Source organism: Pseudomonas sp. RC3H12 (assembly GCF_018596375.1).
Classification (GTDB): domain Bacteria; phylum Pseudomonadota; class Gammaproteobacteria; order Pseudomonadales; family Pseudomonadaceae; genus Aquipseudomonas.
In genome coordinates, this window is sequence record NZ_CP075595.1 from 2,053,015 (window position 1) to 2,075,629 (window position 22,615).

A 22,615-nucleotide genomic window follows, 5' to 3' on the forward strand; every position below is an offset into this window, starting at 1 on the left:
ATGGATTTGTCAACTACGCGGGTAAGCGATGAGAGAGTTAACTTCGATGCAGGCCGCCTGTTGGATCGGGCGGGATGCACATGCGGCACTGGGTGGCGTCAGCGCGCACCTGTACGCCGAGTTCGATGGCCGGGCCATCGATGTGGCGCGCCTTGCCGGCGCACTTGAGGGGCTGTACCGGGCGCATCCGATGCTGAGCCTGCGCATCGACGGGCAGGGGCGGCAGACCGTCGACGAGGCGCCACGTGCCCACCTGGAGTTGGAGGATTTCAGCGATCTGGATGGTCCAGCTGTGGAGCGGCGCCTGTTGGAGAAACGTCGCCAATGGAGCCACCAACGCCTGGACCTGGGTGCTGGCCAGGGTGCGCGCTTCGGCGTGAGCCTGCTGCCGGGCAATGCCTGCCGGTTGCATGTGGACACCGACATGATCGCGGTGGACCCGTCGAGCTTCCGGGTGCTGATGGAAGACCTGGCCCGGCTGTACGAGTCGCCTGAAAGCATTCTGCCGAGCACGCCGAGCTACTTCGACTGGCTGGACCAGGTGCGTGCCGATGCCGACCTGCGTGCCGCCCGCGGCCACGACCGCGCCTGGTGGCGAGCACGCCTGGCGCAGATCGCCCCGGCGCCCTCGTTGCCCTTGCTCCCTGCGGGGCCGGCACGCAGCGAGCGCTTTGCCGCTCGCCTTGAACCTGCGCAGTATCGTGCCTTGCAGCACGCGGCGCGGGCACAGCGGATCACCTCGTCGGCGTTGATGCTCGGGCTGTTCGCCACCGCCCTGGGTGAGCACACCGGCGATCGGCGCTTGCGCCTGAACGTCCCAGTGTTCTGGCGCGAACCGCTGCTGGAGCCTGTGCAGCGCATCGTTGGCGAGTTCGCCAACCTGGTGCTGGTGGATGTCGACTTCAGCGGAGTCGCCAACCTTGCCGCGCTGTGCCGGGACCTGCATCGGCAACTGGTGGAGCGTCTGGCACACAGCGCCTATCCGGGCGTGGACCTGATGCGCGACCTGTCGCGCCATCACGGTACGCCGCAACTGGCACCGGTGGTGTTCACCGCAGGGCTGGACTTGCCTGGCGGCGAGCTGTTCTCCGAGCGGGTGAGCCGGGTGTTCGGGCCGATGGGCTGGGTGATCTCCCAGGGCCCGCAGGTGGCCCTGGACGCGCAGGTGGCGCGGGCCGACGGCGGCCTGCTGATCAATTGGGACGTGCGCCTGGACGCATTGCCCGCTGACTGGGTCCAGGCACTGTTCGAACGCTTCATCGCCCTGGCTGTGGCGGTGGCTACCGACATGGGCGCGCTGCACCAGCCATTGGCGATCGCGGCGAGCCGGGATCGACCACTGAACGCTCTGCAACAGGCCTACCTACTGGGGCGTGGCGAGCACCTGCCGCTGGGCGGCGTGGCCATGCAGGAGTTTCGCGAGTATCGCGGGCGCCTGGACCTGGCGCTGCTGCGCAGCCGCCTCACGGACATGGTGCGCCGCCACGACAGCCTGCGCACCCGTATCGATGCCCAGGCATTGACCCAGTCGATAAGCGACCAGGTGCAGGTCAACCTGGAGGTGATCGACCTGCACGGGTTGACGGCCGAGCAGGCCCAGGCGCAGCTTGAGGTCCGTCGCGAGGACTATGCCCATGCGCTGTTCGACCTGGCCGGGCCGCCCTGGAATGTGACCGCCTTCCAGTTGCCACAAGGCGAGTTGGTGGTGTTCGTGCGCTTCGATGCGCTGATTCTCGATGGACGCTCCATCGCTACCTTGATGGTCGAGTTGTTCGACGGTCACTGCCAGCCGCTGACGGCCAGCGAGCCGACGACAGCTGTCATCGACCAGAGCGAGGTGCGCAAGGCGGATGCCGAGTATTGGAAAGCAAAGCTGGCCGAGGTCGACGGCGCACCAAGGCTGCCGTGGCGCCAAGCCTTGGACAAGGTCGGCGTGGCCCGGTACGCCCGCCAGCGTCAGATAATCTCCGCCCAAGCGTTCAAGGCATTGAGCCGCGCCGGTGCGCGTGAGGGGCTGTTCAAGAACTCGACGATCATGGCCGTGGTGCTGGAAGTGCTCGGCCACTGGCTGGACGAAGGCAGTCTGTGCGTGGCGGTGCCGGTGGCGCCGCCCCAGGACGGCGCATTTGCCAACCGCTCCAGCTTCATCGCCGTCGATTGGCAGCGCGGCCTGCCCAGCCTGGCCGAGCGCGCCAAGCGCCTGCAGGCCGATGTGCTGGAGGGCTTGCAGCATCTGGCGTTCTCCGGCGTGGACCTGGCCCGCCTGCTGTACGACAGCAACGGCCCAGGCCCGGCGCTACCGGTGGTGCTGACCAACGGCCTGTCCTGGCCAGTGGGCGCGGTCGATGGCCCGATGACCCTCAGCGCGGGCCTGACCCAGACGCCGCAGGTGGCCATGGACATCCGATTCTGCAACACCGCCGAGGGCGGGCTGGCGTTCGAGATCGACTATGCCCGTGAAGCGGTCGATGGTCGCTGGGTCGGGCAGTTGCTCGCAGCCTTGAACCAGGCGGTGGCGCATTTGGCCGGGCAGGCTGCATTCGAAGTCCACGCACGGCAGTTCATCGACCTTGGCCACTACCGCCTGAACAGCAGCGAGGCGCAGGCCGAGCCGGTCGATTTCCTTGGGCGCATCGCCCACAACCTGTTCGGCCCGGACAATGGACGCATCGCCTTGCTGCATGGCGAACGGCGCATCAGCTATGCCGAACTGGGGGAGGGTGTGAAGCGCATTGCCGGGGCATTCCAGGCCCGCGGGCTGCGCCCCGGCCAGGTGGTCGCCATTTGCCTGCCACGCGGTCCTGAGCACACCATGACGACCCTGGCCTGCGCCCTGAGCGGGCTGGTCTGGGTACCGATCGACGCGGCGGCGCCCGAGGAGCGCCTGCGCTATCTGCTGGACAACTGCCAGCCGGCGCTGGTGGTCGACGCCGTCGCGCCACTGCTGGCCAGCCCTCCGGCAGCCCTGGACCTGACGGGGCTGGCGGCCTTGTCGGCGAGCACCGCGCCGGCCTACTACCTGTACACCTCCGGCACCACCGGCAAGCCCAAGTGCGTGGTGCTGAACAACCGCGCCACCGCCAATGTCATCGGCAGCACATTGGCGCAGTGGCAGGTCAGCCGCGACGATGTGTTCATCTCGGTGACCCCGCTGCACCACGACATGTCGCTGTTCGACGTATTCGGCAGCCTGTGCGCCGGGGCGGCGCTGGTGCTGCCCGAGCCCGGCGAGGAAAAGGATGCGCTGCGCTGGAACCAGTTGGTCAGGCAGCACGGTGTGAGCCTTTGGTGCTCGGTGCCGGCCATCCTCGAAATGCTCCTGGCCTGCCGTCAGGGTGATGGTCTGCGCAGCCTGCGCCTGCTGGCCCAGGGCGGCGACTACATCAAGCCGGCGGTGATCGCCGAACTACGCGAGCTACTGCCCGAGGCGCGGCTGGTGTCCCTGGGTGGCCCGACCGAGACCACCATCTGGAGCATCTGGCACGAAATCGGTGAACAGGACCGCGCCAGGGTGCCCTATGGCCGGCCACTGCCAGGCAACCGCTACTGGCTGCTGGACGAGCACGGCGCGCATTGCCCGCAGGGTGTCGCCGGGCGTATCCACACCAGTGGGGTGGGCTTGGCCTTGGGCTACCTGGAGGACGGCAAACTGGTGCAGAACGACTTCGTCAATGTGCTCGACGAGCACGGCGCGCCAGTGCGTGCCTTCCGTACCGGTGACCGGGGCCGCTACCGCGAGGACGGGGTGCTGCTGTTCGACAGCCGGGTCAATGGCTATGTGAAGGTGCGTGGCGTGCGCGTGTCGCTACCGGACATCGAGATCGAGCTGATCCGCTATCCGGCGGTGCAGCAGGTGCTGGTGGTGGACTATGGCGACACGCAACAGGGCGAGGCCTGCATCGGCGCGCTGTATGTAAGGCGCAACGGTGCGCCGCCCGGCGCCCTGGCGTTGCGCGAGCATGCCCGGGCCCTGCTGCCGCAGTCCCACGTGCCCACACGGTTCGTCGAGGTCGACGCCTTGCCGTTGACCGCCAACGGCAAGCCGGACCGCAGGCTCGCCCGCGCCTTGCTTGAAGGTGACACCGAGCAGGCGCCGATACCGGCGGCTGTGCCCAGCGATCCGCAGCGTCATGCCCAGGTGCTGGCGATCTACCAGCAGGTGCTCGGTGCCACCCAGCCGGCCAGGGATTTCCTGGCCATGGGCCTGCGGCCGCAGCACCTCAAACCGCTGGCGGCGCGCCTGGGCGAAGCCTTCGCGGTGCGCCTGTCGCCCGCGCAGTTGCTGCCGTGCCGCACGGTGGAAGAGGTCGAGCGCCTGCTCGTCAGCGCCCCCATGTGAAACCACCGGCCTGAATCAATCGCCCTGGGCCTGGCCCGGGGCGCCAATCATCGTTCTTGGGAAATCATCGAGCATATGGACATCGCACACCTGGATATCGCCGGCATCGGCATCGGACCGTTCAACCTGGGCCTGGCCGCGCTGCTGTCGCGCCACCCGCACCTGAGCTGCGCGTTCCTCGAGCGCAAGGCGCAGTTCCGCTGGCACGAGGGCCTGCTGCTGCCCGGCACCACCTTGCAGGTGCCATTCCTGGCCGACCTGGTGACCCTGGCCGACCCGTGTCACCCGCTGAGCTACCTCAATTACCTGCACCAGCACGACCGCCTGTTCCAGTTCTACTACTACGACCACTTCCAGGTGCCCCGGCGCGAGTACGACCACTATTGCCGCTGGGCGGCGGGCCAATTGCCGGGCTGCCATTTCGGCGAGGAGGTCACGGGCGTGCGCTACGACAACGCCAGCGAACGCTTCGTCATCGACAGCGTGTCGGTGTCGGGCCTGGAGCGGCGCTACAGCAGCCGCGACCTGGCCATCGGCCTCGGTACCCGGCCATGGTTGCCGGCCTGGGCGCGCACCCGCACCCAGGCGCCGTTGCTGCACTCGGCAGAGTTCGGCAAGCGTCAGGGCGAGCTGGAGCAGTGCAGGCGCGTGGTGGTGGTCGGCTCCGGACAGAGCGCCGCGGAGTGCGTGCTGGCGCTGTTCAACGCACTGACCCCGGAGCAGGTGGAGGCGGGGGCGTCGATCCACTGGATCACCCGCTCGGGAGGCTTCCACCCCATGGAGTACTCCAAGCTCGGCCAGGAGTGTTTCACGCCGGCGTACATGAACTACTTCCACACCCTGGCGCGGGACAAACGCCGGGAGATCGTCGCCCAGCAGGGCCTGTTGTACAAAGGCATCAGCTTCTCGACCATCGGCGCGATCTACGACCTGATCTACGAACGCTCCATCGGCGGGCGCGAACCTGGGCTGACGCTGCTGTCCAGCTGTGACGTGGAGACGGTCGAGGAGCTCGGCTCGGCGGGGCTGCGCATGACCTTCCGGCACAGCCAGCTGGAGCAACGGGCAACGCTGGAAGCCGACGCGGTCGTCGCGGCGACCGGCTATGCCCATGCCTGGCCGCAGTGGTTCGAGCAGCTCAAAGGCACGGTGCTGGCCACCGACGCGCACGGTGACTGCATCGTCGGCGAGGACTTCACCGCGCAGCGTTGCGATGGCGGCAGTGGCCGCGTGTTCGTGCAGAACGCCGAGATCTTCCAGCATGGCGTCGGCTCGCCGGACCTGGGGCTGGGGCCGGTGCGCAATGCGGTGATCGTCAACCAGTTGCTGGGCCGGGCGCAGTACCGGGTGCCGCAACGCTCATCGTTCCAGCGCTATGGGTTGCCGGAGGACTGAACGATGGGGCTTTAACCAGAACGGCGTGGGAGCGGGCTTGCCCCGCGATGCCATGCATGGCACCGGCTTCGCCGGTGATCGCGGGGCAAGCCCGCTCCCACGGATGCACAGTTCCCTGTATCGGGAAAAGGGGCGCAAAGCGCCCCTGGTTGCTACAACTCCACGTCGCCCAGCGCCCGCCGGCCGCCATCCACCTCGGCCAACACACCGAACGCCGCCGAAATCATCGCGCACAGGCGCTCGACCTGAGCACCGCTGTAGCGATCGCTGCGGTAGGTTATCACCAGGCGCAGCGAGCGCTGGCCATCGAACACATCTTCCATGATCTCGAACTGCAGGCCGAACATCGACTCGCTCTTGTCCGGGTCGATCTGCTTGTAGCGGATAGCCCGGCCATCGGGTGCCTGCAGCGCGCCATTGAGGGCGTTGTTGGCGTGGATCTGCACATACACATCGAACATCAGGCCCTCGGCGGGAGTCATGCCCAGCGCCTGCTGGATGGTCTCCATGGGCACGTCGGCATAGGCCATCGAGTCGTTGATCATCCGCGTCACCTCGCCCAGCAACCCGGCCAGCGACTGTTCGGGGGCGAACTGCACGCGGTGGGCGACCATGGTGGTGAAGTAGCCGACGGTGTCGAAATACGCAGGATCAGTGCGCCCGGACGCCGAGGTGCCGATCACCAGGTCCGAGAGGTTGCCGAGCTTGTGCAGCGACAGGGCGATGGCGGTGTAGATCACGCTGAACAGCGATGACTGATGCAGCCGGGCACTGGCGCCCAGTTGCTCCAGCATGCCGGGTTCGGGACGCAGCTCCAGCCAGCGCGCACGCGTGGTCGCCTGGTCGGCGGGCAGCAGCGTGGCGTCATCGCAGGCGGGCAGGGCGAGACCGCGGGTGGCGTCGCGCAGCAGTTCGGTCCAGTACGCCAGGTGGCGCGGGTTCGGGCCCTGGGCACTCTGGGCCAGGGCGAATTCGTGGAAGGTGCGCGCCGCCGCGGGCCATTGCGGCGCCCGGTCCCGGGCGCGGGCCAGGTAGGCCTCGGCCAGTTCGGCCATGATCACGTTCAGCGACCACTCGTCGATGGCCATGTGGTGGACCAGGAACGACAGCACCTGGTGGCCACTGTGCGGGTCACGCAGCATGCGCAGCCTGAGTGGCAGTTCGCGGGCCAGGTCGAAGCGGTGCTTCGCCTCGCTGGCCAGGCTCGCGCCAGCGCTTTCGGCGCTGTTCCAGAACCACTTGAAACGGTCCAGCTCGGTCAGCGGCACGATGCGCTGGCAGGCGTCGTCGCCCTCGCCATGGTAGGTGGTGCGCAGGCTGGCATGGCGCTCCAGCAGGTCGGTGAAGGCCTGCTGCAGCAGCGCCTCGTCCACCGGGTCGTGGAAGTCCAGGGCAAAGGGCAGGTTGAAGATAGTGCCGTAGTCGAAGGCCGCGCAGGCGCGCCACAACGACGCCTGGGCCAGGGCCATCGGCGCCTGCTGGATATCCCCGGCCTGATCGCTGCCCTGGCTGGCTTGCCCCTGGCTCAGCTTGGCCCGTGTGGCCAGCGCCGAGGCGCTGGGCGAGGCGAAGAAGTCGCTGAAGCGCAGTTCGATGCCATGCTCGCCCTGCAAGCGCCCGATGATCCGGGTGGCCAGCAGCGAGTGGCCGCCCATGTCGAAGAAGTCATCGTCCAGGGTCATGCCAGGCTCCGCCAATGCCTGGCGGAACGCATCGAGGATGCGTTGCGCGATGTCCGTCGAAGGCGCCTGCGACAACGGGTCGAGCACCAGTGGCTGGTCGCCGGCCTGGGCGTCGTATGCGGCGCGGATGCGATCGAGCAGGGCTTGCGGCGACTGACGCAGCACCGCATGGCAGAGCAGACCGAGTGCGGCCTGGTGATCACCGGCCAGCAGCAGGGCCTCGAATGGCGGCTGCGTGGTGGAATCCCAGGGCGCAGCCTGGCGCGCCCGCAGCAGGGCGTCCATGCCCTCGGCCGTGCTCCGTTCGATACGCAGGCACGGGTACCAGCCGGGCTCCTGGGCCTTGTACAGGTCGCCGTCGTCGCTGAAGTGGTAGCGGCTGTTCAGGCCCGGCGTGGCCTCGACCACCGCCTGCACGGCCAGGGCCAGCAGCGACAGGTCGGCCTGGGGGCCAAGGCGCCAGGCGCCCAGTTGCCGGTGCAGCTGCTCGGGTTGCTGCTGCTGGGCGAACCAGGCGAGTTCTTCGTGTTCATCCAGGGCCTGGGGCAAGGGTGGGGTGGTGTTGCGTTCCAACATGGTTAGCTTCCTGCTGTTCGATCGATCAAGGCCCGCGTCGGCCTTCACTGCCATCCGTGGATCGCGGTGAGTGGCCGCGCAGAGGGGTCGCACCACCGGGGTGCATTGCGTGAATCCCGAGGATTCGTTATGGTGAGAATGATGCAAATAATTATCATCTAGATTGGCGCACGTCAAAGGAAGCCGTCTGGAATGCACCACGCTCAGGGAGAGGTACCGTGGACAACGGAACGTTCGCGCTTCGTCAACAGCTGCAACAGCTGTATCAGGATCATCACGGCTGGTTGTGCGACCTGCTGCGCCGCAAGCTGGGCAACGCGGTGGATGCGGCGGACCTGGCCCACGATATCTACCTGCACCTGATGAACAGGGGCCAGGTACCGACGGCGGAACAATCGCGCTGCCACCTGACGCAGATCGCCAACGGCAAGGTCATCGACCTGTATCGCCGCCGCCAACGTGAAAGCCGCTACCTCGAGGACCATGGCCTGCAGCCCGAGCCGCGGGTGCCGTCGGAAGAGGCGCGGGCACTGGCGATCGAAGCCCTGGGTGCGATCGACAGCGCCCTGCAACGGCATTCGCCCAAGGCCCGCCAGGCCCTGCTGCTGTGCCGGCTCGACGGTATGGCCCATCGCGCCATCGCCGCCGAGTTGCGGGTATCGGTGTCCTCGGTCGAGAAGTACATCGCCGCCGGCGTGCGCACCTGCAGGCGCTACCGCATCGGCAGTGGCGCCTGAGCGTGGGCATTCTTTTTTGCGGGTTTGCCCGCCTCGTGCGGAATACAGGTTGAGAAGGATTGGCGGGCTGGGCGCCCAAGTGGCTGCCCGGCCTGCTCTTCGTGCTGAAAAGGAGCATTCATGAGTGTTGAACAAGGGGTGGCGGTGCAGCAGCCCGCCAAGGGGCCGGTCGCCGCAGTGCTGGCACCGATTCGCGGGCGCTTGATCGTCGCCGGGTTGCTCGCCGCGCTGGGCGCCATGCTCAGCCTGGCGCCCCTGGCCGCGATCGCCGAGGTCGCCCGGCTGGCGCTCGCCGAAGGGCAGGGCGTCGCGCAGGCCTGGCCGGTGATCGTGCTGGGGCTGGGCTGCCTGTTCGTCGGCATGGCCCTGATTTCGCTGGGCGACCTGGTGGCCCACCTGGCCGACAACCACATCACCGGCACGCTGCGCCTGGCGATCATCCGCCGCCTGGCACGGGTGCCGCTGGGCTGGTTCACCAGCCGCGCCTCCGGCGAGGTGAAGCAGGCCATGCAGGACGATATCGGCATCCTGCACAGCCTCACCGCGCACTTCTACACCACCCTCGGACGCAGCGCCGGGGCAGTGCTGGCATCAATCGTCTACCTGTTCGCCATGGACTGGCGCATGGCGCTGGTGTCGATGCTGCCGTTCCCGCTGTTCTTCCTGTTCTTCGCCCGTGCCCACCAGGCCAGCGCCCGCAACATGCAGGCCTTCGGCGCCGGCATGGGGCGGATCAACCAGGCAGTGGTCGAGTTCGTCAACGGCATCCCGGTGGTCAAGGCCTTCGGTGGCCAGCGCAAGGCCCATGGCAGCTACCGCGAGGCGGTGGACGCCTTCGCCGCGGCCTTCACCGACTTCACCCGGCCGCTGGTCAGCGCCATGGCCAATGCCAACGCGATGATCGCGCCGGTATCGGTACTGGGCGTGGTGCTGGCGTTCGGCACGCTGTTCGTCGGCCTGGGCTGGATCACCCCGGTGCAGGTGCTGCCGTTCGCCCTGGTGGCGCCGGGCATCTGTGCGCCGCTGCTGTTGCTGGCCTATATCACCCACGACCTGAACAACGCAACCGGTGCCGCCCAGCGCGTGCAGGCGCTGCTGAATACACCGGTGCTGGAGACCGAGGGCCAGGGTGCTGGCAAGCTGCCGGCCGATGCACGCATCGAGGTGCAGGGCCTGGGCTATCACTACGACCCGCGCAATCCGGTGCTGAGCGAGGTGTCGTTCACCCTGGAACCGGGCACGGTAACAGCGGTGGTCGGCGCCTCGGGCGCTGGCAAGTCGACCCTGGCGCGCCTGCTGCTGCGCTTCTTCGACCCCAGTGCCGGGCGTATCACCTTGGGCGGCGTCGACCTGCGGCAGATCGACAGCGCGCAACTGTACCGACGCATCGGCTTCGTCCTGCAGGACGTGCGCCTGATCCATGCCAGCGTGCGCGAGAACATTGCCCTGGGCCGGCCTTCGGCGAGCCAGGAGCAGATCGAGGCGGCAGCGCGCATCGCCAATATCCACGAGCGCATCCTCGCCCAGCCGCGCGGCTACGACGCGGTGATCGGCGAAGACGTGCAGTTCTCCGGCGGCGAACTGCAACGGCTGAGCATTGCCCGCGCGGTGCTGCTCGACCCGCCGGTGCTGGTGCTCGACGAGGCCACCGCGGCGGCCGACGCCGAGAACGAAGTCAAGCTCCAACAGGCGCTGTCGCGCTTCGCCCGGGGGCGCACGCTGCTGGTGATCGCCCATCGCCTGGACACGGTGATGCACGCTGACCAGATCCTGGTGCTGGACCAGGGCACCGTCGCCGAGCGCGGCAATCACGACGAACTGCTGGCCCGTCGCGGGCTGTATGCCCGCTTGTGGGCCGCCGGCGGCTATGCGAAGACGCGGGCGACCGCGCAGGTGGAGGAGCACTGATCATGTTGGGGATTTTCGTTCGACTGCTCGGCGACGACGCCGTGTTCCTGCGCCGCTACATCCGCCTGGCGCTGGTGTATGGCGTGCTGTGTGGGCTGACCATCGTCACCCTGGTGCCGATCCTGCGTCACCTGCTGGGCAACCAGCTGGTGGCCGCCAGCCAGTGGCTGGCACTGCTGGCCCTGGGCGTGGTGGTGTGCTGGTACCTGCGGCGCCGGGTGGAGAAGGCCGGCATCGCGGTGGGCATTGCCGTGTTGCGCGGTGGCCGCCAGCGCCTGGGCGAGCATGTCGGCACGTTGCCGGTGGGCTGGTTCAATGCCGCCAACACCGCGCGCCTGAGCCATGTCACCACCCAGGGCATGATGGAGATCGCGCAATTGCCGGCCCATGTGTTCACGCCGCTGTTCACCGGGGTGGTGACGCCGTTGGTGATCCTCGTTGCGCTGTTGCTGGTCGACCTGCGCCTGGGCCTGGTGGCCCTGCTCAGCCTGCCGCTGCTGGCGCTGGTGATGCTGGCGACGATGCGCCTTGGCCAGCGCGCCGACCAGCGCTACCAGCGCGACACCGCGCAGACCAGCCAGCGCATGGTCGAGTTCGCCCAGGCGCAGTCGGTGCTGCGCGCGTTCAATGGCGAGCAGGGCGGAACGCGCTTCCTGGAGCAGGCCGTGGCCCAGCAACAGCAGGCGGCGCGCAAGCTGATCCAGCTGTCGGCGTTGTCATCGGTGCTCAACGTCTGGGCGGTGCAGGCCAGCTTCGCCGCCTTGCTGGTGGTCGCCACGCTGTGGCTTGGCGAGCAGGCCGGCGCAGGCTTCGACAACGCAACGGTGATCGGCACCCTGGTTGCGCTGGTGCTGGCGACCCGCTTCATCGACCCGCTGCTGGACGTGGCCGGCTACAGCGAGGTGCTGCGCGGCACCCGGGGCCAGCTGCAGGCGGTGGCCGAGCTGCTGGCCGTCAAGCCGCTGCCCGAGCCCGCCGCACCGCAGGCACCGGTCGACGGTTCGGTGCAGCTGGAGCAGGTCGGATTCCGCTACGGCGACGACCAGCCCGAGGTGCTGCGCGAGGTCAGCCTGGATATCGCGCCCGGTAGCATGACAGCGCTGGTCGGCGCGTCGGGGTCGGGCAAGACTACCCTGGTGCGCCTGATCGCCCGTTTCTTCGACGTTACCCACGGCCGGGTCAAGGTCGGCGGGGTGGATGTGCGGCAGATGTCCGCCGAACAGCTGGCCGGGCAGATCAGCCAGATCTTCCAGGACGCCTACCTGTTCCAGGGCAGCATCGCCGACAACATCCGCCTGGGCAAACCCGACGCCAGCGAGGCCGAAGTGCTCGAAGCGGTGCGACTGGCCGGGGTGCAGGAGATCCTCGAACGCCTGCCCGAAGGCTTGCACACGCCGGTGGGCGAGGGCGGTGCGCGTCTGTCCGGCGGCGAACGCCAGCGCATCTCGATTGCGCGGGCGCTGATCAAGGACGCGCCGATCCTGCTGATCGACGAGGCCACTGCGGCGCTGGACGCCGAGAACCAGGCGGCCATCGCCGAAGCGCTGGCGCGGTTGCGCGGCAAGCGCACGCTGATCGTCATTGCCCACCAGCTGTCGACGGTGGCCATGGCCGACCAGATCGTGGTGCTGGACGAAGGGCGTATCCGCGAACAGGGCGCCCATGCCCAGCTGGCTGCCGAGGGTGGCTTGTACGCGCACTTCCTCGAGCAGCGCCGGGCCGCCAAAGGCTGGCGCATCGGTGAGGCCGCAGGCGATGGAGTGACCGCTTGAGTCGGGTGCTGCTGCCAACGCTGTTGTTGCTCTTGTGTGGTGCTTCATTGATGGTCGGGGCCAGCCAGATGTCCTGGTCGGCCTTGCTGTCGGCCTCCGATGATGCCTGGCTGACCCTCACCGCCAGCCGCTTGCCACGCCTGGCGGCACTGGTGCTGACGGGTGTCGGCCTATCGATCTGCGGGGTGATCCTGCAGCAGATCGTGCGTAATCGTTTCGTCGAACCCGCCACCTGTGGCGGGCTGGATGCGGCCAAGCTGGGCATCCTGGTGGCCCTGACCGTGCTGCCGGGAGCCGGGGCTACCGGGCGCATGCTGTTCGCCCTGGTGTTCTGCCTGCTGGCGAGCCTGGTGTACGTGGCGATCATCCGCCGCATCCGCTTCACCAACCTGGTGCTGGTGCCAGTGATCGGCCTGATGTACGGCAGCGTGCTCAGCGCCGTTGCCGAGTTCTATGCCTATCGCCACAACATCCTGCAGAGCATGCAGGGCTGGCTGCTGGGTGACTTCTCGCGGGTGATCGAGGGCAACTACGAGATCATCTACCTGATCCTGCCGATCGTCGTGCTCACCTACCTCTACGCCCAGCGCTTTACCGTGCTGGGCATGGGCGAGGGCATGGCTACCAGCCTCGGCCTTAACTACGCGGCCACCGCGATCCTCGGTCTGGTGCTGGTAGCGGTGACCGTGTCGGCCACGGTGATCACCGTGGGCGCGATCCCCTTCGTCGGCCTGGTGGTGCCGAACCTGGTGGCGCTGCGCTACGGCGAGAACCTCAAGCGCACCTTGCCCATCGTCGCCATGTGCGGCGCGGCGTTGCTGCTGGCCTGCGACATACTTGGCCGGTTGTTGATCCACCCCTACGAAGTGCCCATCGGCCTGACCGCCGGCAGTGTCGGCGGTGTGCTGTTCCTGGTGCTGATCCTGTGGAAGTGCAAATGATGCGCCGCGCCGCCTGGTTGTTGCTGCCGGCCCTGGCGCTGGCGTTCCTGTTGCTGGGCTCGGGCCTGGACTTCAGCTACGTGATCCCCAAGCGCCTGGTGCGCCTGGGCGCGATCGTGGTGGCCGGGGTGTGCATCGCCTTGTCCTCGGTGATCTTCCAGACCCTGGCCGGCAACCGGGTGCTGACCCCGGCGATCATGGGCTACGAAGGCATCTACCTGTTGTTCCAGGCCGTGCTGGTGCTGTGGCTGGGCACCGGCAGCGTGGCGCTGCTCGGCGCGCAGGGCAACGCGTTGCTGTCGATCGCGTTGATGCTCGGTTACTCGTGGCTGCTGCAGCGCTGGCTGCTGCGCGAAGGGCGCGGGGATGTCTACCGCCTGCTACTGCTGGGGTTGGTGCTGACCATGGTACTGGGCACCTTCACCCAGTTCATCCAGCTCAAGACCAGCCCGGGGGAATTCTCCATCCTGCAAGGCTTGGGTTATACCTCGTTCAACCGCGCCCAGCCGGCCCAGGTGCTGTACTCGGGTCTGCTGGTGGCGGCAGTGGCAGTGCTGGTGGCGCGCGGCACGCGGGTGCTTGACGTGCTGGCGCTGGGTCGCGACCAAGCCATTGCCCTGGGCCTGGACCATGGCCGCTGCCTGCGCCTGCAGATGGCGCTGATCGCCGTGCTGGTGGCGGTGTCCACCAGCCTGGTGGGGCCGACCGCATTCATGGGTGTGTTCGTCGCCAACATCGCCTATGCCCTGGCGCGCAGCGCCCGGCACCAGGTGACCCTGCCACTGGCCTGCGCCGTGGCCATCGGCATGTTCCTGTTCGCCCAACTGCTGGTCGAGCATCTGTTCAACTACAGGACCAGCGTGAGCATCCTCGTCAACCTGGTATGCGGCGCGTACTTCCTCGCGCTGATGGTCCGTACCCGAGGCACCCCATGATCACCCTCGAACACCTGCACAAAGCTTATGGCGACAAGACCGTGCTCGAAGACGTGAGCCTGACGTTCCCGGCCGGCCAGGTTACCTCGCTGATCGGCCCCAACGGCGCCGGCAAGAGCACCTTGCTGATGTGCATGGCCCGGCTGCTGCCGGCCAGCCGCGGGCGCATCCTGCTCGACGGCCAGGACATCGGCCGCATCGCCATCGCCGACTACGCCCGCCGCGTGGCCACCCTGCGCCAGGTACTGGACTTCAACCTGCGCCTGACCGTCGAGGAACTGGTCGCCTTCGGCCGCTTTCCCTACAGCCGCGGGCTGCTGACCGCCGACGACCACCAGGTAATCGACGAATCGCTGGATTTCCTGGGGCTGCAAGCGCTGCGCCGCGCCTACCTCGACGAACTCAGCGGCGGCCAGCGGCAGATGGCCTTCCTGGCCATGACCATCGCCCAGCGCACCGACCTGTTGCTGCTCGACGAGCCGCTGAACAACCTCGACATGAAGCACGCGGTGCAGATCATGCAGGCGATCCGCAGGCTCTGCGACGAGCAGGGGCGCACAGTGATCCTGGTGGTGCACGACATCAACTTTGCCGCCAACTATTCCGACCACATCGTCGCCATGAAACAGGGCGCGGTGCACAGCCATGGGCCGGTCGCCGAGGTGGTCACCGAGGCCAACCTGCGCGCGCTGTTCGGCCTGGCGTTCGAGATCCTGCCGAGCGCACACGGTTTCGTCTGCAACTACTTCAACCCATCACTATCGAGAGAGCTGGTATGAACGGAATCTGCAAGATACTGCTGGCCGCCGCCGTGGCGGCCGCGTTGCCGGGCTGCGACCAGGCCCCGCCGGAGCAGGCGCGCGCCGCCAGCGCCGACTACGCCCCGGTGAAGGTCGAACACGCCCTGGGTACCACGCTGGTCGAACACCAGCCGCAGCGCGTGGTGGCCTTCGACATGAGCGAGCTGGACACCCTTGACCAGCTCGGCGCGCCGGTGGTCGGCATCGCCAAGGACTATGTGGCGGGTTTCCTGGCCAAATACCGCGATGACCCCAAGGTGGCGGACGTCGGCACCACCATCCAGCCCAACCTCGAGCGCCTGCATGCGCTCAAGCCCGACCTGATCCTGATCTCGCCGCTGCAGGCGCAGAGCTACCAGGAACTGAGCCAGATCGCCCCGACGGTGCACTACGACATCGACATGGACAACCGCCAGGGCAATGTCATCGACACCGCCAAGCAGCACCTGCTGACCGTCGGGCAAATTCTCGGCAAGGAAGACTTGGCCCGGGAAACCGCAGCGCGCATCGATGCCAAGGTCGCCCAGGTGCGCAAGGTGACCGACGGCCGCCCGGAGAAGGCGCTGGTGGTGCTGCACAACAACGGCGCGTTCACCACCTACGGCGTGCGTTCACGCTACGGCTTCATCTTCGACACCCTCGGGGTCAAGCCGGCCAGCGACGACATGCAGGCCGGCCTGCACGGTCAGCCTATCTCCAATGAGTTCATCCACCAGGCCGACCCGGACATCCTCTATGTGATCGACCGCACCGCCGTGATGGAGCGCCGCGCCGCGCTGGACCGCGAGACCCTGGACAACCCACTGCTGCGCCAGACCAAGGCGTGGAAGAACGGCCATGTGGTGTTCGTCGATCCGCAGACCTGGTACCTGTGCACCGCCAGCGTGACTTGCCTGGAGCGGGTGGCGGACGAGGTGGTGAAGGGATATCAGGGCTGAGCCCACGCTTTGGTCCCTGTGGTGGTTAAGCCGATAGTGGCCAAGTGACTGTAATTTCTGTTGAGGGATTCGCCGACTCGTACGGAATGACTAATGAGAAACATTACCATTCTGCCCCGAAAGGAATCCCTCATGCCTCCACTGCAACATCCCCAGGCACCGAAACTACCCCGCAGGGCCTTGCGCATGGCCGTGCTGCTGGGCATGGCCGCCATCGCCGGCAATGCCTTCGCGCAACCGCCACGCAGCACCACCTCGGCGCAGCAGCAGACCCCCGATGTAAAGGAAGAGGGCCTGACCCTGCCGGAAACCCTGGTGCAGGAAACCCGTGACGCCCTTGGCGCCCCGCCACCGGAATATGCCGGAGGCCAGGTTGGCTCGGGCAGCCGGGTAGGGCTGATGGGCAACAAGGACTTCAGCGAAACCCCGTTCAACGCCATCAGCTACACCAAGGAATACATCGAGAACCGCCAGGCCCAGGACATCGGCGCGGTGATCGGTGCCACCGATCCGTCGGTCTACGTGCCGAGCAAGCGCGGCATCTTCGAGACCTTCTTCATTCGTGGCCTATACAGCACCGGCAACGACATCACCTTCAACGGCCTGCCGAGCATGGCGCCGAACATGCGCGGTTCCACCGAGCTTGCCGAGCGCATCGAAGTGCTCAAGGGCCCGTCGGCGCTGCTCAACGGCATGCCGCCAGACGGCAGCGTTGGCGGCAGCATCAATATCGTGCCCAAGCGTGCCGGCGACGACCCCCTGGCCCGGTTGACCGCCTCCTACGAGTCCGATGGCCTGGCTGGCATGCATGCCGATATCGGCCGCCGCTTCGGCGACCAGAAGCAGTTCGGCGTGCGCTTCAATGGCGTCTACCGCGACGGCGACACCCCGGTGGACGACCAGCAGCACCGCATGCAGCTGTCGTCCCTGGCCCTGGACTGGCGCGGCGAGCGGGCGAGGGCGTCGCTGGACTACTACCACCAGCGCGAACGCATGGACGGGGTCAACTATTTCGGCATCGCCTCGATCAGCCCCGGCGTGACCCACCTGCCCAAGGCCAAGAAGGGCGATCACTCGCTGGCCCCGGAGTGGGGCTACACCGTCAACGACACCGACACCGTGGTGCTGCGCGGCGAGTACGACCTCAACGACTCGCTCACCGCATTCGCCGGCTGGGGCCATCGGGAAGGGGGCTACAACGCGCTGATGACCAGCGGCATGCTGCTCAATGATGCCGGCGACATCTCCGCCACACCGATCCGCTCGGCTCGAGATGGTGAGCAGAAGTCCGGCGAGGTCGGCCTGCGCGGGCGCTTCGCCACCGGCCCGGCCGACCACGCCTGGTCGCTGGCGGCCACCCGCTACGACTCCGAGAACAGTTTCAAGGACAAGCGCCTGCCGACACGCATCCTCACCAACTACTACAACCTGGACTATGGCCCGCGCCCGGAGATCGGCGAGTACGGCAACGTCACCTCGCGCATGCGCGCCCGGCTGAGCAGCGAAGCCTTGCTCGACACGATGTCGTTCCTCGATGACAAGGTGCAGTGGACCGTCGGTGCACGCCACCAGAACGTGCGCGCGTCGAACTACGACGGCAACCACCAGCGTACTTCCAAGCCCTACGATGAAAGCCGGGTTTCGCCGGCCACGGCCTTGCTGGTAAAGGTCACCGACGAGCTGTCGCTGTACGGCAACTACATCGAAGGCCTGAGCCAGGGTGGCATCGCCCCGGACAACGCGCGCAACGCCGGCGCGATCATGGCGCCGTACCAGACCAAGCAGTACGAACTGGGCGCCAAGCTCGACCTGGGCACCTTCGCGCACACGGTCAGTGTCTACCAGGTGAAAAAGCCCAGCGCCTATACCGATCCGCTCACGCAGATCTACGGCGTGTACGGCGAGCAGCGCAACCGTGGTCTGGAATGGTCGTTCTTCGGCGAGCTCGAGCCGGGCCTGCGCCTGCTGGGCGGTGCGTCCTACACCAAGGCCGAGCTGACCCAATCGATACGCAAGGAAAACGAAGGCAACCAGGCCACCGGCGTGCCCAAGGTGCTGGCCAAGCTCGGCGTCGAGTACGACCTGCGCGAGATGCCCGGGCTGACCCTGACCGGCAACGCCAACTATGCCGGCCGGCGCTACGCCACCGATGCCAACAACCTGTCGCTGCCGTCCTACACGATTTTCGATCTCGGGGCCCGGTATACCCTGAAGGTCTCGGACAAGCCGGTCACCTTGCGTGCCACCGTGCAGAACGTGACCAACAAGGCCTACTGGATCGGCTCGTGGAACGGCGGCGACGGCAGCGGCCTGTCCGGAGGGCTGGGCACGCCGCGGTCGTTGTTGTTCTCTACCTCGGTGGATTTCTAGCCAACCCCACACTGGCTGCGTGAGAGCGGCGGCGAGCCGATGCGACTTGCCCCGCGACCACCAGCGCAGCCGATGCCAGACTCACAGCGCATCCGGAAACTCCTCGCGCAGGCTGCCACCCAGCCAATCCATGAACCACAACGCATCGGCACTCGGCGGCTGAGTCGGCGTCAGCAACTGGTAGCTCTCCAGCGCCACGGCCTGTTCCACGCAACGCACCAGGCTGCCTTCGCGCAGTTCACGTCCGACCAGCACCTCGGTGGCCAGGGCGATGCCGTGGCCGCGCTGGGCCAGGTTCAGCACGATATCGTTGCTGATATGCGAGGTATCGGCCTTGACCCGCACCCTGAGGCCATTGGCCGCGAACCAGCTGTTCCACCAGGTGCCGTCATCGACATGGATCAGCCGCAAGGCGGGCAGGTCGGCAGCGCTCAGCCCTGCGGGCAACTGCGCCAGGTAGCTCGGCGCGCATACCGCGAACACCTTCGGGCGGATCAACACCTCGCGTACACCGTTCAGCTCACCCGGCAGGCCGAAGGCGATGCCCAGGTCCGCCTGGCGGGCATCCACGCTGGTGAACGTGGCATTGGGCTCGATGGCGATCCTCAGGTCCGGGCGCAGGCTGCGCAAGGTGTCGATGCGCGGTGTCAGCCAGCGTGAGGCGAACGCCGGCACGCAGAGGATCCGTAGCCAGCGCTCGTCTCCCCGTTGCGCCAGGCGTGCACCGGCATCGGCAAGGATCTGCAGTGCTTCGGCTGCGGCCTTGTAGTAATGGGCGCCGGGCAGGGTGAGGGTCACGCCGCGAGGGGAGCGCTCGAGCAGGCGCACGCCCAGCCAGGCCTCGAGGTTCTTCACATGCCGACCGATCGCCGGCTGGGTCACGTGCAACGCCTGGGAGGCCGCGACATAACTACCCAGGCGAGCGGCGGCCTCGAAAGCACGCACGGCGTTGAGCGGGGGCAGTCGGTCTTCGGCCATGGGCACGCTCCTGGCTGTTAGTTTTTTTAATAGTGAAGGCAAATTTATTGTGCTTTTCCCGCCCGTTCAAGTTGTCGACACTCGGGACGGCGTATTTCCGCGCTTTACGAGGAGCCCTCCGATGCGGCCAACAACAATAAAAAAGTCGTTCAACGGTCTTTCCATCCTGGCCCTGACGCTCGCCACCCTGGCTGGCGCGGCGCAGGCGGCCGACAACAAGGGGGCCTGCGGCGTGCCAGAGCTTGAACCCTGCCCGCAGCCCTTCGACAAGGTGCTCCCGGCTGCCAGGGATATGCTCACCTGGGACCAGGACACCCGGGTCGTGGGCTTTCGCAACACCTACCGCCTCTACGGTGGCGATGTCTTCGCCCGGAACGGCGCCACGCCATTTCCCTTGCCGCCGGCCAGCCACACACTGACTGACGTGCAGTATCAGTTGGGCGGCAAGACGCACAACCTGGCGCAATACCTGGCCAACCAGAGCGTGACCGGCCTGCTGGTGCTCAAGGACGGCAAGATCGCCTACGAGTACTACGGCAAGGGCAACACGCCGCAGACCTTGTGGACGTCCCGCTCGGTGGCCAAGTCGGTGGTCAGCGTGCTGGTCGGCATCGCTGTCAAGGAAGGCAAGATCCAGTCGCTGGACGACAGAATCAGCCGCTATGTTCCGGAACTGGAGGGTTCCGAATGGCAGGACGTAACCTTGCACCAGCTGTTGCAACACACCTCGGGCGTAATCTGGGACGAGAACTACGCCTCCAAGGATTCGGACTTTTCGCACATGACCCAGTGCGAGGCCACCGCCGATCCCTATCACTGCGTGCTCGAACTGGTGAGGTCGGTCAAGCGCAAGCCCGGGGTCAAGCCGGGCGAGGTCTGGTCGTACAACACCGGTGGCGCCTGGCTGGTCGGTCGGGTGCTGGAGAATGCCACCGGCATGACCATTGCCAAGTACCTGCAGAGCCGCGTGTGGAGCCGCTACGGCATGCAACAGGCCGGGGTCTGGCATGCGCTGGTGCCCGGCAAGGTGGACATGGGCGGCCACGGCTTCAATGCCACGTTGCGTGACTGGGGGCGGTTCGGCCAGTTCGTGCTGAGTGGCGGACAATTGCCAACGGGCGACAAGCTGCTCCCGGACGACTGGATCGCGCGCTCCACCCACTGGACCCAGGCCAAGGGCTCAGTGACAGCCGCCGCAGCCAAGGGTCAGTACGGCTACCAGTGGTGGTACAACGCGCCGGCCCCAGACAGCGATGCCGAACCCAAGCGCACCGCCACCAGCGGCCAGACGTTCTGGGCGCTGGGCATCTTCGGCCAGAGCATCGCCATCAACCCGGCGGAGCGTCTGGTAGTGGTGCAGTGGTCGACCTGGAAGAACGCCGAGAGCCCCGGCTCGCTGTATGACGAGCAGGCGGTATTCGTCAACGCGGTGGGCAAGGCGTTGAGCCTGTAGCGCCGGGCGAGGGCAGGGCGCTGGAAAGCGCCTGCCCAATCACACGCGAAACCGCGACACGCTCGCCTGCATGCCCTGGGCAATCTCGCCCAGGCGCTGAGCCGCCGAGGCCAGCTGCCGCGTGGTGTCGGTGCTGTCCCGCGACATGCGGGCGATCAGCTCGACCTGCTGGGCGACATCCTGGCTGGCCCGGGTCTGCTCACCGATGGTCTGCGAGATTTCTTCGACCACCGACGCGGCGCGGCGGGCGCCTTCACGAATCTGCTGGATCGACGCCCCGGCCTGAGTGGCCAGCTCCACGCCGGCGCGCACCCGAGTGACACCAGTCTGCATGCTGTCGACGGCGTTGCCCGTGCTTTGCCGGATACGTTCGATCATGCCGGTGATCTCCCGGGTCGACTGCGCCGTGCGCCCGGCCAGGCCCCGCACTTCGTCGGCGACCACGGCAAACCCGCGCCCGGCCTCGCCGGCACGGGCGGCTTCGATGGCCGCGTTCAAGGCCAGCAGGTTGGTCTGCTCGGCGATGGTGTTGATCACCTGGATGATCGAGTGGATCTCTTCCGAGCTTTGCCCCAGCACGGTAATGGTTTCAGAGGAACGGTTGACCGCTTCGTCGATCCCCTGCATACCGCCAACCACGTTGAGGATGACCTCGCCGCCGTCGCTGGCCAGGCGCTCGGACTGCCCGGAAATGGCCTGCGCATCGCGGGCGTGGTCGGCGATCCGCGCCAGGCTGGCGATCATCTGCTCGGTGGCCGAGGCCATGCTCACGGCGCTGTCGGACTGCTGGCTGGTACGCTGCACCAGGCTACTGGAGGCCTGGCCCAGCTCGTCGGCCACTTCGCGCAGCAGCAGGTTCTCTTCATGGATGGCCTTGATCATGTTGCCCAGGCTGTCACGCATGTCCGCCAGCGAACGCAACAGATGCCCGGTTTCATCACGGTCGTGGACCTCGATCGCGGTGGTGAGGTCGCCCTGGGCGATACGCTCGGCAACCGCCATGGTCTGGCTCAATGGCCGCAGGATCGAGCGCAGCAGCAGGAAGGTGCACAGCACCAACGCCAGGGTCGCCAGGATCATACCGGCCACCAGCACGCTGATGCCCTGATGCAGGGTGGCGGTGCTCTGTTCGCGGCTCTTGTCGGCATTGCCGGCGATCAAGTCGCTGAGGGTGCTGTTGCGCTGCTCCAGCTCCTTGAAGGCGGCGACGAAGGCAGGTAGCTGCGCCTGGGCCTGTTCAGGCGACTGCAATGCCAACTGAATGATCGAGGTGGCGCTGGCGATGTAGTGGTCGAGGAGGGGGCCCAGGTCGTTGATGGCCTGGTGCAGGTCAGTGTCCAGAGGCAGTTCCAGGTTGCTTTGCACGACGCTGCGGAACCACTTGGCGTGCTCGTCGAGGTCGGCCAGCACCTGGTTGGCGGTGTCTGTATCGCCCGGCTTGACCAGCAGGGCGGCCAGCACATCGGCGCGCAGCGCATCGTGCATCATGTCGCCTTCCATATGATTGCGCAGGGCCGCCATGCTGGCCTCGCTACGTTGCAACGCCTGGTTCTGGTCATGCTCGGCGAGCAGGCCGCTACCGCCGAGCAACAGGGCGGCGAGGATGCTGACCAGACCGAACCCGATGGTTTTCTGGCGAATGTCCATTTTCGAACAGGCTCCGTGGGGTGGGTTTGGTGAGCATAGATGGTTGGAGGTATTTCGCTGGCCGGAACAGGTCTGTGGAGGAGGGTAGGCAGTAGGCTCATGTCACGGCTTCAGAATTTCCTGGTTTATGCATATAACTCAACT

Annotated in this window: 14 protein-coding genes; 11 read left to right on the forward strand and 3 right to left on the reverse strand. The window is 66.9% G+C overall.

The window, feature by feature from the left end; all coding sequences use genetic code 11:
- Positions 1–46: 46 nt before the first annotated feature.
- Positions 47–4,339 (forward strand): amino acid adenylation domain-containing protein, encoded by a 4,293-nt coding sequence (locus KHO27_RS09455; protein ID WP_250888432.1) that lies wholly within the window; start codon positions 47–49, stop codon positions 4,337–4,339.
- Positions 4,340–4,414: 75 nt separating this feature from the next.
- A complete protein-coding gene (basC, locus tag KHO27_RS09460) occupies positions 4,415–5,734 on the forward strand; it encodes a putative histamine N-monooxygenase (protein WP_110703400.1) in 1,320 nt (439 codons plus the stop codon).
- 152 nt (positions 5,735–5,886) lie between these two features.
- Here basC and KHO27_RS09465 read toward each other — a convergent pair whose 3' ends face one another.
- On the reverse strand, positions 5,887–7,992 hold the full coding sequence (locus KHO27_RS09465) for a condensation domain-containing protein (protein ID WP_214501668.1): 2,106 nt from the start codon (positions 7,990–7,992) through the stop codon (positions 5,887–5,889).
- Between the two features lie 218 nt (positions 7,993–8,210).
- Between KHO27_RS09465 and KHO27_RS09470 the strand changes: the two genes are divergently transcribed.
- The 8 genes from KHO27_RS09470 (at position 8,211) to KHO27_RS09505 (ending at position 18,393) form a co-directional block, all read left to right on the forward strand.
- On the forward strand, positions 8,211–8,729 hold the full coding sequence (locus KHO27_RS09470; protein ID WP_110703406.1) for a sigma-70 family RNA polymerase sigma factor: 519 nt from the start codon (positions 8,211–8,213) through the stop codon (positions 8,727–8,729).
- A gap of 120 nt (positions 8,730–8,849) precedes the next feature.
- The gene (locus tag KHO27_RS09475; RefSeq protein WP_110703409.1) at positions 8,850–10,637 is read left to right on the forward strand and encodes an ABC transporter ATP-binding protein; all 1,788 of its coding nucleotides are present in this window, start codon (positions 8,850–8,852) and stop codon (positions 10,635–10,637) included.
- A gap of 2 nt (positions 10,638–10,639) precedes the next feature.
- Positions 10,640–12,409, forward strand: coding sequence for an ABC transporter ATP-binding protein (locus tag KHO27_RS09480; RefSeq protein ID WP_214501669.1), 1,770 nt, complete (start codon positions 10,640–10,642; stop codon positions 12,407–12,409).
- The gene (locus KHO27_RS09485; RefSeq protein WP_110703415.1) at positions 12,406–13,350 is read left to right on the forward strand and encodes an ABC transporter permease; all 945 of its coding nucleotides are present in this window, start codon (positions 12,406–12,408) and stop codon (positions 13,348–13,350) included. The genes KHO27_RS09480 and KHO27_RS09485 overlap by 4 nt, the downstream gene beginning before the upstream one ends.
- Positions 13,350–14,285 (forward strand): iron chelate uptake ABC transporter family permease subunit, encoded by a 936-nt coding sequence (locus KHO27_RS09490; protein WP_214501980.1) that lies wholly within the window; start codon positions 13,350–13,352, stop codon positions 14,283–14,285. The genes KHO27_RS09485 and KHO27_RS09490 overlap by 1 nt, the downstream gene beginning before the upstream one ends.
- Entirely contained in the window at positions 14,282–15,064 is a 783-nt protein-coding gene (locus tag KHO27_RS09495) for an iron ABC transporter ATP-binding protein (RefSeq protein WP_214501670.1), read from the forward strand. The genes KHO27_RS09490 and KHO27_RS09495 overlap by 4 nt, the downstream gene beginning before the upstream one ends.
- Positions 15,061–16,023: a siderophore ABC transporter substrate-binding protein gene (locus tag KHO27_RS09500; RefSeq protein WP_214501671.1), complete on the forward strand. Its 963-nt coding sequence runs from the start codon at positions 15,061–15,063 to the stop codon at positions 16,021–16,023. The genes KHO27_RS09495 and KHO27_RS09500 overlap by 4 nt, the downstream gene beginning before the upstream one ends.
- A 132-nt stretch (positions 16,024–16,155) precedes the next feature.
- The gene (locus tag KHO27_RS09505) at positions 16,156–18,393 is read left to right on the forward strand and encodes a TonB-dependent receptor (RefSeq protein ID WP_250888433.1); all 2,238 of its coding nucleotides are present in this window, start codon (positions 16,156–16,158) and stop codon (positions 18,391–18,393) included.
- A gap of 81 nt (positions 18,394–18,474) precedes the next feature.
- Here the strand turns inward: KHO27_RS09505 and KHO27_RS09510 are convergent, their stop codons facing one another.
- Positions 18,475–19,371, reverse strand: coding sequence for a LysR substrate-binding domain-containing protein (locus KHO27_RS09510; RefSeq protein WP_111532852.1), 897 nt, complete (start codon positions 19,369–19,371; stop codon positions 18,475–18,477).
- Positions 19,372–19,492: 121 nt separating this feature from the next.
- Between KHO27_RS09510 and KHO27_RS09515 the strand changes: the two genes are divergently transcribed.
- Positions 19,493–20,824 carry a serine hydrolase domain-containing protein gene (locus tag KHO27_RS09515; RefSeq protein ID WP_214501672.1) on the forward strand — a complete coding sequence of 444 codons (1,332 nt, stop codon included), beginning with the start codon at positions 19,493–19,495 and terminating at the stop codon, positions 20,822–20,824.
- A 39-nt stretch (positions 20,825–20,863) separates the two neighbouring features.
- On the opposite strand, the gene KHO27_RS09520 is transcribed toward KHO27_RS09515, so the two are convergent.
- A complete protein-coding gene (locus KHO27_RS09520; protein ID WP_110703433.1) occupies positions 20,864–22,471 on the reverse strand; it encodes a methyl-accepting chemotaxis protein in 1,608 nt (535 codons plus the stop codon).
- Positions 22,472–22,615: the final 144 nt, after the last annotated feature.

Bases quoted from the DNA above. Each gene is read 5' to 3' on its own strand.
- KHO27_RS09505 (WP_250888433.1), top strand. From the start codon at position 16,156: ATGCCTCCACTGCAACATCCCCAGGCACCGAAACTACCCCGCAGGGCC.
- KHO27_RS09465 (WP_214501668.1), bottom strand. From the start codon at position 7,992: ATGTTGGAACGCAACACCACCCCACCCTTGCCCCAGGCCCTGGATGAA.
- KHO27_RS09500 (WP_214501671.1), top strand. From the start codon at position 15,061: ATGAACGGAATCTGCAAGATACTGCTGGCCGCCGCCGTGGCGGCCGCG.
- KHO27_RS09515 (WP_214501672.1), top strand. From the start codon at position 19,493: ATGCGGCCAACAACAATAAAAAAGTCGTTCAACGGTCTTTCCATCCTG.
- KHO27_RS09480 (WP_214501669.1), top strand. From the start codon at position 10,640: ATGTTGGGGATTTTCGTTCGACTGCTCGGCGACGACGCCGTGTTCCTG.
- KHO27_RS09495 (WP_214501670.1), top strand. From the start codon at position 14,282: ATGATCACCCTCGAACACCTGCACAAAGCTTATGGCGACAAGACCGTG.
- KHO27_RS09520 (WP_110703433.1), bottom strand. From the start codon at position 22,471: ATGGACATTCGCCAGAAAACCATCGGGTTCGGTCTGGTCAGCATCCTC.
- KHO27_RS09510 (WP_111532852.1), bottom strand. From the start codon at position 19,371: ATGGCCGAAGACCGACTGCCCCCGCTCAACGCCGTGCGTGCTTTCGAG.
- KHO27_RS09475 (WP_110703409.1), top strand. From the start codon at position 8,850: ATGAGTGTTGAACAAGGGGTGGCGGTGCAGCAGCCCGCCAAGGGGCCG.
- KHO27_RS09455 (WP_250888432.1), top strand. From the start codon at position 47: ATGCAGGCCGCCTGTTGGATCGGGCGGGATGCACATGCGGCACTGGGT.
- KHO27_RS09490 (WP_214501980.1), top strand. From the start codon at position 13,350: ATGCGCCGCGCCGCCTGGTTGTTGCTGCCGGCCCTGGCGCTGGCGTTC.
- basC (WP_110703400.1), top strand. From the start codon at position 4,415: ATGGACATCGCACACCTGGATATCGCCGGCATCGGCATCGGACCGTTC.